The sequence below is a fragment of the Streptomyces aurantiogriseus genome (assembly GCF_014649375.1).
GTDB lineage: Bacteria > Actinomycetota > Actinomycetes > Streptomycetales > Streptomycetaceae > Streptomyces > Streptomyces aurantiogriseus.
Genome location: NZ_BMSX01000004.1, coordinates 499309 through 511455, shown reverse-complemented (window position 1 = coordinate 511455; position 12147 = coordinate 499309). Strand labels below are relative to the sequence as shown.

The 12147-nt window shown below is 70.0% G+C and carries 14 protein-coding genes; 9 read left to right on the top strand and 5 right to left on the bottom strand.

The genetic code is table 11. The features are described from left to right. Window positions 1–9 precede the first annotated feature (9 nt). Entirely contained in the window at window positions 10–747 is a 738-nt protein-coding gene (locus IE263_RS11835) for a hypothetical protein (RefSeq protein WP_189935160.1), read from the bottom strand. A gap of 197 nt (window positions 748–944) precedes the next feature. On the opposite strand from IE263_RS11835, the gene IE263_RS11830 reads away from it, so the two are divergent. The 4 genes from IE263_RS11830 to IE263_RS11815 all read left to right on the top strand — a co-directional run bounded on the left by IE263_RS11830 (window position 945) and on the right by IE263_RS11815 (window position 6273). After that, window positions 945–1715, top strand: a complete 771-nt coding sequence (locus IE263_RS11830) for an SDR family NAD(P)-dependent oxidoreductase (protein ID WP_189935158.1) — start codon at window positions 945–947, stop codon at window positions 1713–1715. A 125-nt stretch (window positions 1716–1840) separates the two neighbouring features. Further along, window positions 1841–2959, top strand: a complete 1119-nt coding sequence (locus IE263_RS11825; RefSeq protein WP_189935156.1) for an LLM class flavin-dependent oxidoreductase — start codon at window positions 1841–1843, stop codon at window positions 2957–2959. A gap of 135 nt (window positions 2960–3094) precedes the next feature. Then, a complete protein-coding gene (locus tag IE263_RS11820) occupies window positions 3095–4825 on the top strand; it encodes an N-acyl-D-amino-acid deacylase family protein (protein ID WP_189935154.1) in 1731 nt (576 codons plus the stop codon). Then, a complete protein-coding gene (locus IE263_RS11815) occupies window positions 4822–6273 on the top strand; it encodes an aldehyde dehydrogenase family protein (RefSeq protein WP_189935152.1) in 1452 nt (483 codons plus the stop codon). Before IE263_RS11820 ends, IE263_RS11815 begins: the two co-directional genes overlap by 4 nt. A gap of 30 nt (window positions 6274–6303) precedes the next feature. Here the strand turns inward: IE263_RS11815 and IE263_RS11810 are convergent, their stop codons facing one another. Next, complete coding sequence (locus IE263_RS11810) at window positions 6304–6696, bottom strand: nitroreductase/quinone reductase family protein (protein ID WP_189935150.1); 393 nt, start codon at window positions 6694–6696, stop codon at window positions 6304–6306. Window positions 6697–6779: 83 nt separating this feature from the next. On the opposite strand from IE263_RS11810, the gene IE263_RS11805 reads away from it, so the two are divergent. Further along, window positions 6780–7610, top strand: a complete 831-nt coding sequence (locus tag IE263_RS11805; protein ID WP_189935147.1) for an endonuclease/exonuclease/phosphatase family protein — start codon at window positions 6780–6782, stop codon at window positions 7608–7610. Here IE263_RS11805 and IE263_RS11800 read toward each other — a convergent pair. Further along, on the bottom strand, window positions 7597–7836 hold the full coding sequence (locus IE263_RS11800) for a DUF397 domain-containing protein (protein WP_189935145.1): 240 nt from the start codon (window positions 7834–7836) through the stop codon (window positions 7597–7599). The genes IE263_RS11805 and IE263_RS11800 overlap by 14 nt on opposite strands. Before the next feature lie 10 nt (window positions 7837–7846). Next, complete coding sequence (locus IE263_RS11795) at window positions 7847–8698, bottom strand: helix-turn-helix domain-containing protein (RefSeq protein ID WP_189935143.1); 852 nt, start codon at window positions 8696–8698, stop codon at window positions 7847–7849. Window positions 8699–8898: 200 nt separating this feature from the next. Between IE263_RS11795 and IE263_RS11790 the strand changes: the two genes are divergently transcribed. From IE263_RS11790 to IE263_RS11780, 3 genes are all read left to right on the top strand, one after another. After that, a complete protein-coding gene (locus IE263_RS11790) occupies window positions 8899–9336 on the top strand; it encodes an ATP-binding protein (RefSeq protein ID WP_189935140.1) in 438 nt (145 codons plus the stop codon). Between the two features lie 74 nt (window positions 9337–9410). Continuing rightward, a complete protein-coding gene (locus IE263_RS11785; protein ID WP_189935138.1) occupies window positions 9411–9686 on the top strand; it encodes a hypothetical protein in 276 nt (91 codons plus the stop codon). Beyond that, window positions 9683–9964: a hypothetical protein gene (locus IE263_RS11780; protein ID WP_189935136.1), complete on the top strand. Its 282-nt coding sequence runs from the start codon at window positions 9683–9685 to the stop codon at window positions 9962–9964. Before IE263_RS11785 ends, IE263_RS11780 begins: the two co-directional genes overlap by 4 nt. Before the next feature lie 79 nt (window positions 9965–10043). On the opposite strand, the gene IE263_RS11775 is transcribed toward IE263_RS11780, so the two are convergent. Next, window positions 10044–10292 carry a hypothetical protein gene (locus IE263_RS11775; protein WP_189935134.1) on the bottom strand — a complete coding sequence of 83 codons (249 nt, stop codon included), beginning with the start codon at window positions 10290–10292 and terminating at the stop codon, window positions 10044–10046. 1004 nt (window positions 10293–11296) lie between these two features. Between IE263_RS11775 and IE263_RS11770 the strand changes: the two genes are divergently transcribed. Further along, a complete protein-coding gene (locus IE263_RS11770) occupies window positions 11297–12073 on the top strand; it encodes a hypothetical protein (protein WP_229910917.1) in 777 nt (258 codons plus the stop codon). Window positions 12074–12147 lie beyond the last annotated feature (74 nt).

Sequence of the window (12147 nt, the reverse complement as noted above, 5' to 3'; positions counted from 1 at the left end):
AGTCAGGGATCAGCAGTCCTCGAGGACCGGCTTGGAGGTGCCGTCCACGACACCGGGGGCGCCCGCGGCGCCCGGCAGTACGACGGGGCCCTCGACGACCTCCGGCGCCACGAAGTTCTGCTCGGGGGTGGCATTGGTGACGGTCGTCGCCTCGCGGGCGTCGATCCGCACCCGCCATTCGCCGGTCATGCGCTGCATCTTCGGCGTGAACTCCATGTGGAGCACCTTGCCGACCGGCACTTCATGCTGTTCCGTGGCGCCGGCGGTCGCCGACTTCACGGTCATGTCCAGGGTTCCCTTGTGCTTGAGCCAGGATCCGCTCAGCAGCCCGAAAAGGCCGCCTCCGCCGCCCTGCTGGGTCACGGTGTACTTGCCCTGGCCCTGAGCCGCCGTCGAGGACCAGGTGACGGACACCTTCGCCGGTGTGGTGGCGTTCGGCTCGCAGTTCGGGAAGTCGATGGACGCCTTCTCGGTGGGGCCGTCGAAGGTCTCGAACTTCGTCTCGACGAAATCGCAGTTGTCGGCCATGAAGCCGTCCGCGAAGCCACCCCCGAAATCACTCACCGACTGCTGTTTCCCGTTGAGCACCGCGGACCTCTGGCACATGGTCGTGATCTGCTCGGGCGTCTTCTCGTCGGCCGCGTTCGCCGACGGAAGCAGAACGGTGGCGACCGCCGCACCGGTCACGAGCGACGCCCCGATCGCCACGTACCGGACTTTCTTGTTCCTGAAGCGTCTGTTGCCCATACCGTCTTCTCTCCTTGGGGAGGCCTTTACCTTCCGACAGGTGATTATTGGGCTCCGCAGGACGGCGTCGACAGAGTCAAATGTCCCTACTCGCCGGTCACTTGAGATTGCACTTGCAAGCACCTCCCTCCTATCTGACGCATCGTCAGTTAGGGCGGTACGCTGACCTCGACCAACGCACCGCGAAGGGAGTCCCCATGGGCAAGCTCGACGGACGTGTCGTCCTCGTCACGGGCGCCGCGCGCGGCCAGGGCGAGCAGGAGGCCCGCCTGTTCCGGCAGGAAGGCGCCGAGGTCGTGGTCGCCGACGTCCTCGACGAACAGGGCGAGGCCCTCGCCAAGGAGATCGGCGCGCTGTACGTCCACCTCGACGTGAGCCGGGAGGTCGACTGGCAGGCCGCCGTCACCGCCGCGCGGGACGCGTACGGCCGGATCGACGGGCTCGTCAACAACGCCGGCATCCTGCGCTTCAACGCCCTCCTGGACACCCCCCTCGACGAGTTCATGCGCGTCGTCCAGGTCAACCAGGTCGGCTGCTTCCTCGGCGTGAAGGCCGTCGCGCCCGAGATGACGGGCGGCGGCACGATCGTCAACACCGCCTCCTACACCGCGCTGACCGGCATGGCGGCCGTCGGCGCGTACGCCGCGACCAAGCACGCCATCCTCGGGCTCACCCGGGTCGCCGCGCTGGAGCTGGCCGGCCGGAGGATCCGGGTCAACGCGATGTGTCCGGGCGCGATCGACACCGCCATGTCCAATCCGGCCCAGCTGGACCCCGCGGCGGACGCCGAGGAGGCGTCGAAGGCCCTCGACGGGCTGTACCGCAAGCTCGTACCGCTCGGCCGCATCGGCAGGCCGGAGGAGGTGGCGCGGCTCGCCCTCTTCCTCACCTCGGACGACTCCTCCTACATCACCGGGCAGCCGTTCGTGATCGACGGGGGCTGGCTGGCGGGGGTCGCCGTCGTCTGACGCTCAGTCAGCTATTGACGGTGCATGCCCTCGGTGCCACAGTCGGCGGCAGTCGAATCTGACGGATCGTCAGCTACTCCCGGTCCGGTCAGGTATCCGCGAAGACTCGGGGACGGTGAACCTCCTTGGAATTCGGGCTCTTTGTACAGGGATATGTGGGCAAGCGCGCCGAGACCGACCCGCTGGCCGAGCACAAGGCGCTGATGGAGGAGACCGAGTACGTCATCCAGGCGGACCGGTCCGGCTTCAAGTACGCCTGGGCGTCCGAGCACCACTTCCTGGAGGAGTACTCCCACCTCTCCGCCAACGACGTCTTCCTCGGCTACCTCGCCCACGCCACCGAGCGCATCCATCTCGGCTCCGGCATCTTCAACCCGTTGGCCCAGGTCAACCACCCGGTGAAGGTCGCAGAGAAGGTCGCCATGCTGGACCACCTCTCCGGCAACCGCTTCGAGTTCGGCTCCGGACGCGGCGCCGGCTCGCACGAGATCCTCGGCTTCCTCCCCGGCATCACCGACATGAACCACACGAAGGAGATCTGGGAGGAGACCATCGCGGAGTTCCCCAAGATGTGGCTCCAGGACGAGTACGCCGGCTTCCAGGGCAAGCACTGGCAGCTTCCGCCGAGGAAGGTGCTGCCCAAGCCGTACGGCAGGTCGCACCCCGCGATGTGGTACGCGGCCGGGTCGCCGCCGTCGTACGCGATGGCCGCGCGGAAGGGGCTCGGGGTCCTGGGCTTCAGCGTGCAGAAGGTCTCCGACATGGAGTGGGTGCTGGAGCAGTACAAGACGGCGGTGGTGAACGCCGAGCCGATCGGGGACTTCGTCAACGACAACGTGATGGTGACGACGACCGCGATCTGCGCGCCGACACACGACGAGGCGATTCGGATCGCCGTCAACGGCGGGCTGCACTATCTGCCGTCGCTGGTCTTCCGGTACCACGACACCTTCCCGCGTCCCGAGGGCTTTCCCGTCTGGCCGGAGACGCTGCCCGAGTACACCGCCGATTTCGTGGAGCTTCTCATCGAGGAGGAGCTGTTGATCTGCGGGGATCCCGACGAGGTGCTGCGGCAGTGCAAGCGGTGGGAGCAGGCGGGGGCCGACCAGCTGTCCTTCGGACTGCCGGTCGGGGTGCCCAAGGAGGAGACGCTGCAGACGATCCGGCTGATCGGGGAGCACGTCATTCCGAAGATCGACACGGATCCGGTGCATCGGACTACGCGGTTCCGGCAGGGCGCTTGATCGCCGTCGGCGGCTGCGGGCCTTGCGGGGTGCGGGTCGTTCGTGGCTGGTCGCGCCCACGCGGCGGAGCCGCATATCGATACAGCCCCGCGCCCCTTCAGGGACGTCCAGCGCACGGACTCGAGAGGAGCCCTCATGCTCGATCACCTCATCAAAGGCGCGACCGTCGTCGACGGGACCGGCGCGCCCGCATACACCGCCGACGTCGGTATACGGGACGGCCGTACAGCAGCGGTCGGGAACATCACCGAGGAGGCCAGGTCGGTCGAGGACGCCTCCGGCCTCGTCCTCGCCCCCGGATTCGTCGACCCCCACACCCACTACGACGCCCAGCTCTTCTGGGACCCGTACGCGACCCCCTCCCTCAACCACGGGGTGACGACGGTCGCCGCCGGGAACTGTGGGTTCACGCTCGCGCCCCTGAATCCGGACCGCCCCGAGGACGCCGACTACACCCGGCGGATGATGTCCAAGGTGGAGGGCATGTCCCTGGTCGCGCTGGAGGAGGGGGCGCCCTGGAGTTGGCGCTCCTTCGGGGAGTACCTGGACGCGTTGGAGGGGCGGATCGCCGTCAACGCGGGCTTCATGGTGGGGCATTGTGCGCTGCGGCGGTATGTGATGGGGGCGGAGGCGGTCGGCGGTCAGCCGAGTGAGGAGCAGCTGGCGGAGATCGTGCGGCTGCTGCACGAGGCGATGGACGCGGGGGCGTGGGGCTTCTCCACCACCCAGTCGACCTCCCACTCCGACGGCGAGGGACAGCCGGTCGCCTCCCGGCACGCCACGCCGCACGAACTGCTGGCCCTCTCGCAGGCCGTCGGCGAGCACGAGGGCACCCAGATCGAGGCGATCGTCGCGGGCTGCCTGGACCAGTTCAGCGACGCCGAGATCGACCTGTTCGTGGAGATGAGCGCGACGGCCGGGCGCCCCCTGAACTGGAACGTGCTGACCATCGACGCGGCGGTTCCCGAGCGGGTGCCGAGGCAGCTCTCGGCGAGCGAGCGGGCGAGGAAGGCGGGCGGGAGGGTGGTCGCCCTGACCATGCCGATCCTGACCCCGATGAACATGTCCCTGGGCACCTTCTGCGCGCTCAACCTCATCCCCGGCTGGGGCCCGATCCTGGGCCTGCCGGTTCCCGAGCGGATCGCCAGGCTCCGTGACCCCGCCGTGCGCGCGGAGATGCTGCGCCGCGCCGAGTCCAAGGAGGCGGGCGTCTTCCGGCGGCTGGTGAACTTCGGGCGGTACGTCATCGGCGACACGTACAGCGAGGCGAACCGGGGCCTGACCGGCCGGGTGGTGAACGACATCGCGGCGGAACGCGGCCAGGACCCCTTCACCTGTCTGGTGGAGATCTGCGCGGCCGACGAGCTGCGTACGGTCCTGTGGCCCATGCCGACGGACAACGACCCGGCGTCCTGGGCGCTGCGGGCGGAGACCTGGCAGCACGAGGACGTGCTGCTCGGCGGCTCGGACGCCGGCGCCCACCTGGACCGCATGTGCGGCGCCCCCTACACCACCCGCTTCCTCGGCGACTGTCTGCGCGGCCGGAAGCTGGTGGGGCTGGAGCAGGCGGTGAAGATGCTGACGGACGACCCGGCGCGGCTGTTCGGCCTGCGCGAGCGGGGGAGGGTGCAGGAGGGCTTCCATGCGGACCTGGTCCTCTTCGACCCGGAGCGGATCGACGCCGGCCCGGCGACCCTCGTGCACGACCTTCCCGGCGACAGCCCCCGCCTGGACTCCCGGGCGCTCGGTGTGCGTGCCGTCTGGGTCAACGGGGTGGCGGCGATCCGGGACGACGTGGTGACGGGGGCGGTCCCGGGCCGGGTGCTGCGCTCGGGGCGGGACACGCGGACGGTGGCGACGAAGTGAGCGGGGAACAGCGTCTGTTCATCGGCGGCCGGTGGGTCGATCCGGACGGCGGCCACTACGAGGTGACCGACCCGGCGACCGAGGAGACCGTCGGGTGGGCGCCGGAGGCCTCGCGGGATCAGGTGCTCGCGGCCTGCGCCGCGGCCCGCGAGGCCTTCGGGCCGTGGTCGCGTACGGCCCCGGAGGAGCGGGCGGCGGTGCTGGCGCGGGCGGCGGACATCATCCGCGGCCGGCTGGTGCCGTACGCCGAACTCGCCGGGGCGGAGACGGGGGCGACGACCGTGACGGCGCGCGGGATGCAGGTCGGGGTGGCCGCTGCCCGCTTCCGGCGGTACGCGCGCGTGGAGCCCGCCGAGTGGGCGATCCCGCCGCAGATCAACGAGGCCGGGCCGATGGGGAGGGCGGGCGTGTTCGGCGCGCTGGCCGTCCGCCAGCCCGTAGGGGTCGTCACCTGCGTCACCTCCTACAACAACCCGTGGGCGAACACGGCCGGCAAGGTCGCCCCGGCGCTCGCGATGGGCAACACGGTGGTGGTGAAGCCGGCCCCGCAGGACCCCCTGTCGGTCTACCGGCTGGCGGAGGCACTGGAGGCGGCGGGTGTGCCGCGGGGCGTGGTGAACGTCGTCTCCGGCCGCGGGGCCGAGACCGGCGAGACGGCGGTGTCCTCCCCGGACGTCGACATGGTGAGCTTCACCGGCTCGACGGCGGTGGGGCAGCGCATCGCCGAGGAGTGCGGGCGGGGCATGAAACGGCAGCTGATGGAGCTGGGCGGAAAGGGCGCGGCCGTCGTCTTCGACGACGCGGACATCGCCTCCGCGATCGCCGGCATCGGCACGACCTTCTCCTTCTACAGCGGCCAGATCTGCACGGCACCGACGCGGGTGCTGGCGCAGCGGGGTGTGTACGACCGGGTGGTGCAGGGTCTGGCGGCCTACGCGGCCCGCCTGACGGTGGGCGATCCGAGGGACCCGGACACGGTGGTCGGCCCACTGATCTCGGCCGCCCACCGCGACCGGGTGGAGTCGTACGTCGAACTGGGCCGCAAGGAGGGCGCGGCGCTGGTGACGGGCGGCGGACGCCCGCCCCTGGACCGGGGCTTCTACCTCTGCCCGACCCTCCTCGCCGACTGCACGAACGACATGCGGGTGGCCCGGGAGGAGATCTTCGGCCCGGTGGTCGTGGTGATCCCCTTCGAGGAGGAGGACGAGGGAGTCGCCCTGGCGAACGACTCCGACTACGGCCTGATCGACTACGTCTGGTCGGGCGATGTCGCGAGGGCCTTCCGCGTGGCGAGGCGGTTGCGGGCGGGCGGCGTCGGCATCAACACCGTCGGCCGCAACATGGAAGCGCCGTTCGGGGGGTTCAAGAGGAGCGGGGTGGGACGGGACGTGGGGTCGTACGCGCTGCACGCCTACAGCGAGGTGCAGGCGATCGTCTGGCCGGGGTGAGGGCCATCCGGACCATCCGGGCCATCCGGATCAGTTCCCCAGATCCACCCGCACCGTCAGCAGATCCGTCCCCAACGCCCGCACCGCCGTGCTGTTCAACCGCGGGAGGGAGCGCAGCCGGGCGACGGCGTCGTCGTCGGGCAGGAGATGCGCGGTGCCCGCGTGCCACCGGCCTCCGATCCGCACCCGTACCCGCGGATCGGCCTGAATGTTGCGGACATACTGCGACCGCACCCCGAACTCCGACACCAGCCAGAAGGAGTCACCGACGCGCCGGCCGCCCACCGGCGTCTGCCGGGGCAGACCGGAGACACGGCCGGTGGTCTCCAGGACGGTCTGGAGGGGGAGACGGCGCAGCAGGGGGTTGGCGCGCCGCTGGAAGGCGGTGGCAGCGCGGAAGCGGAGGTCGTCGAGGCGGGACATCGTCTGTGCAACTCCTTCACACCACAGGCTGGAACTGTTGCTTCAATGGTGGCCGACGCGCGTATGAGAGCGGGTGGCTGCGGATGCGGGTCGTGACCTGGAACCTGTGGTGGCGCTTCGGACCGTGGGAGGCACGGCAGAAGGCGATCCTCACCGTGCTGCGGGAACTGCGCCCGGATGCCGTGGGCCTGCAGGAGGTGTGGGCCGCCGGCGGTGAGAACCTCGCGGAGTGGCTCGCCGGCGAGCTGGGCCTGCACTGGGCCTGGGCACCGTCCCACGCCCCCGAGCGCTGGCAGCGGCGGATCGGGGACGCGTCGGTGCACATCGGCAACGCCGTCCTGAGCCGATGGCCGGTGGCGGAACAGCAGGTCCTCCCGCTTCCGGCCCCCTCGGACGTGAACGACGGCCGCGTCGCCCTCCACACCCGCCTGGCGACCCCCACGTACGACATCCCCTTCTTCACCACCCACCTCACCTCCCAGCTCCACGCCTCGTCCGTCCGCTGCCGCCAGGTCACCGCCCTCGCCGAGTTCGTCGCCCACCACCGCGGCGACACCCCGTTCCCCCCGATCGTCACCGGCGACTTCAACGCCTGGCCCGACTCCGACGAGATCCGCCTGTTCGGCGGCTACCGGACCGCCCCGCCCGTCCCCCGCCAGGTCTTCCTCGACGCCTGGGAGTACGCCGACCCGGCGGCCCCGTGGGCCACCTGGGACGCGGCGAACCCGTACGTCGCGGTCGGCGGCCTGCCGAGCGCACGGATCGACTACGTCCACATCGGTGCGGGCGGCCCGGTCCGCGTACGGGCTGTGCGGCGAGCGGGGGACGGGCCGGTGGACGGGGTGTGGCCGTCGGATCATGCGGCGGTGGTGGTGGATGTGGATGCGGGCGGGGGTGAGGTCAGCGGTCCTTGACGGATGCGAGGAGGGCGGCGAAGGCGGTGGGGGTGGTGGTGAGGATGGCTTGGGTGGGGTCGGCGGATTCGGTGAGGTGGATGGTTGTGGGGGCAGGGGTGGCGGATATGTGGACGCAGGATTCGCCTTGCCCGCAGTAGGACGACTTCTGCGCTTTGGCGGCTACATGGACGCAGGATTCGCCCTGGGCGCAGTAGGACGACTTCTGCCATGTGTAAGCGGTCATGTGGGTCCTCTCAGAGCTCGGTGGTCAGGTCGTGGATGAAGTCCCGGGTCTTCTCGGGTGGCAGCGCTACGGCCTCCATGCGCTGGAGCAGATTCCGGTACGTGTCCAGCGCGGACTCGGCGTCGAGCAGCGCGGGTCCGTGCGACTGGTCCAGAGACACCGTGTCGAGCCGGTGGACAGGCCCGTGGATGTACAGGAACGTCTGTCCGGACCCCGGGTAGGCGCCGATAGCGAACGGAATGACCTGGATCGTGATGCTGCCGCGCTCGCTCTGGGCCAGCAAGTGCTTCAGTTGCCTCTTGGCGATCGATGGGCCGCCCACGGGCACCCGGAGCGCCGCCTCGTGAATGATCGCCTGGTACGGCACGGGCTCGTCCAGGTCCAGTAGCGCCTGGCGCTGGAGCCGGTGGTTCACGCGGTGCTCGATGTCGCGGCGGCTGAACTCGGGCACGGCCTGCTCATAGATGGCTCGAGCATGATCAGCTAGCTGGAGCAGGCCAGGGATGTGCGCCGTGTTGGCTGCCTGAAGCCGGACCGCGTGGTGCTCGATCTCCGCCAGGTCGAGCAGGCCTGCCGGAAGCACTTCCCGAAACGTCTCCCACCAACCGCCCTTCCGGTCGGTGGCCAATTCGATGAGGCCGTCGATGTAGGCGGCGTCGGAACAGCGATAGATGCGGGCCAGGGCGCGCAAGCGGTCCGGGCTCACGCCGAACCGGCTGGCCTCGATGTTGCTGAGCTGGGCCTGGCTGACGCCGAGTTGACGGGCACCTTCCGTGACGGACAGACCCGCGCGTTCGCGAAGCCTGCGCAGCTCCGTGCCGAGACGGAGTCGGCGGGCGGTCGTGGCGGTCTTCGGCGCCATGGGTCAACTCTCCTTGCGAAGCCACGCGTTGGCGTCACCCACACGAGGGAAAACCTCATGTGATTGCCGGAATGGGAAATGTATTACGTGACGAGTCGCTAGCTTAATCAGCAGGCGCCCCGCCTGGAAGCGCACCGTGGGACGCCACGGCAGAGACACCAGGCACCTGTTCAACTCCCCTCAGTGACCGGAGACTTCCGATGGCCACCGTATCCCCGTCCTGGAACTACACCCTGCACCTTCCCCGCGATCCACGCGCACCGGGTATCGCACGGGGCGCCCTCCGCCTGATCCTGGCCGCCCACGAGCTGCCCGAGCTGACCCCCACCGCGGAGCTCCTCGCGGCGGAACTGCTGGCGAACTCCCATCGCCACACGACCGGCCTCTACGCCCTCCGGGTCCTGTCGCCGCAGCCCGGCCGGGTCCGCGTCGCCGTCTGGGACACGGACCCGAGGGTCCCGCCCGGCTTCTCGGACGACAGGGCGGCCCCGCCCCCGCTCGACGCCGAGCACGGCCGAGGACTGCACCTCGTACGGGCGTGTGCGGACGAGGTGGGCGTGTCGGTGCTCAGACACCTGGGTGCGTCGCGGGGCGGAAAGCTGCTGTGGGCCGACTGCGGGGGCGGGGTTGCGTGGTGAGCATGCGATGCCCGTCCCGGCTGGGCGGCACCATACTGGGAAGTGGAGCGACGCCCGTCCAGCAGGAGCAGACCATGAGCGCACAGCCTGAGCACGGCTGGGGAACGATGCCCCTCCCGGAGATCCGGACCGTGGACGACCTGCGCAGCGCGCTCAGCCGCTACGGCTTCCCGGGTGACCGGGAACGGTTCGAGGAGGAGTTGGCCGCTGCCATAGGAGCCTCCCCGACCAACGACTTCGAGGGTGCGGCGGCTGTGGTGAGGGCCTACCGTCACCGGATCCTGATCAGGAACTCACCGGAGATCATGGCGGCCTTGGAAGACGCGCGTGGCGGAGGCGGCCGCGCGTGAACGAAGTCCCGTTGGAAGAGGCCGAGCCGGCCAGGAAGGCGTTCGGCGACCTGACGGAGGGGGAGCGGGAGGTTGTCCGGGAGGCGCTCGGGGTGATCGCCCGCGACCCGGCGACGGGCCGCGAGATCCCAGGCTGGCGGCCACCGTCCGTGGAGTACACGTACACCACGCTCCTCGCACGCGACTCGGCCGAGGCGATCACGGTCGTGTACACGCACACCCCCGGTATGGGGGTGACGGTCGTCTACTACTTCCGTGATCCACAGGTGGTGGACTGAGCCGTCAGCGGCAGGATGCGGGGTGCCCGCAGGCGGGCGCGTGTGGTGCACGTGGCCGACCGCCCCGCCTCCTGGCCGCCTACCCGGCGGCATCTCCGTTCCGGAGGTTCCCGCCCTGACGCGTCACCTCGAAGGTCCCGTCGTCCGAGACCCGTAGAACATCCCCGGCCGCGCATCCCAGCACCAGACCCGGACTGCCGGCCAGCTCGAAGAGATCCCCGTCCAGCGTGCGTGCGGGAAGCACCTCATGGGCGGGCTTGCCGCTGCTGGTGTGTCCGGCCAGGAGTGTGACGTGGGTATCGGCCCGAGGGAGCGGCACAGAGGTCATGGTCGCGATCGTTTCACGGCATGGTCAACCGCAGCCCGGCCTCATCGCGTGAAGTACGGCACCGGATGCCGGGGATCGGACCACGCGGCAGTCGTGGTCCGATGACCGGGGGCCGGGAGCGCCCCGTGCTCCCGGTCATCGTGCGGCGGTCAGGTCGCCGAGATCGAACTGCCGTCCGTACCTTTACGCAGGGCCGCCGCCACCGCCACCGCCGCCTCCGCCACCATTGCCGCCGTTTCCGCCCGTGTCCGGGATGACGATGACCGGGCGGAATCCCGGGCTGGTCTCCGGACCCGTGACGAACGGGACGTTCGGGATGACGATGACCGGGCGGAACTCGCGGGGGACGTCCGGCCCCAGGATGAACGGGACGTTCGGGACCCCGGGGACGGGCGGTTGAGCGTGTGCCGCGGGAGCACCGCAGAGCACGGCTCCGGCAACCACTGCGGTGCCGATCACCGCTCTGGCTCGTCGGATTCTGCGCGGGTGTGCCACGTTTTTCCTGCCTCTCGTGGGCTTTGGCTTGGCTCACGGGAGCCTTCACCACGAGGCGGTCGACGACATAGGCCCTTCAGAGCGAACGTCGTATTCCCCCAGCTCACGGCAGCTGTGTCAACACGCGGTGTACACGAACGGCGCAAGGGTCAGCAGGACGACGGCAGCTGTCGAGCTGGTTCTGCGTCCGGTCGGGGAGCTGCGGCGCACGGTAGGCCAAACGGGGAGAACCACCGCTCGTGCCATGCCCAGTGAAAGACGGGAGTCGTTGAGGAGGGCGCAGAAGGATCGATACGCCGTGTGCCCTCGGGCGGGGCCACCGTAATTGGTGCATAAAGTAACGTTTCAATCCATTGTGCGTTCTTGGTTGTTGACAAGGGCTGCAACCGTGCAGGCACCCACCGGATGCGGCGGAGCGGTCCTCGCAGCGAATGGACAGGGGATCTGGGCGTATGGGGCAGCGTGGACGGCACGCGAGGGCCAGTGCTGGTGTGCAGAGGATCCGCAGGGTGGCGGCCGTGATGCTCACCACCGGCGTGCTGGTCTCCCTCGGGGGCGCCGACGCCTTCGCCGACGTCCTGGAGGACATCCCGCTGAGCGGTGACGAGAACACCGACCAGGACGGGGAGCAGAACCTGGACTGCGGCAACTCCGCCCGTCTGGTGCGGCTCAACGTGGCGGAGCGGATGCAACGACAGCGGGTCTGCGTCGACGACGACGGCCACACCCGCCGCCACAGTGGTGACGCCGGCGCCCAGGCCGCCGGAAACACCACCCTGGGGCCCCAGGTCAACACCGCCCAGACCGGCAAGCAGAACCTGAACTGCGGCAACTCCGCGGACCTGATGACCGTGAACGTGCTGGGTGAGATGAACTGGGACACGACCTGCGTGGCCTCCGGCCACGGCGCTCCGGGCGGCGACGACGGCGCCTACACGGCCGGCGCCCGCACGCAGGGCGGCACCTCGGTAGGACCCCAGATCAACACCGCCCAGACCGGACGGCAGAACCTCTACTGCGGCAACAACAACGACACCGTCACCGTCAATGCGCTCGGCACCATCCGTAAGTTCACGACGTGCACCGCCGCCGACCAGGCGTACCCCGGATCCGGGAACACGCATCGCGGACGGGCCACCGCCGCTGCCGGAGACGTCGTCGGGCCCGAGACCAACACCGCGCAGAACGGCCGCCAGAACCAGACCTGCGGCACTCCCGGCACCAATGTCGAGATTCCCCTCGGCGAGACGAAGCACGAGGCCCGCTGCACCGCCGTGCACGGCTAGGGTCCGCCTTCAACGCCACGATCGGCCGGGCATCCTCGCCACCGCGCACCGCGCACCGCGCACCGCGCACCGCG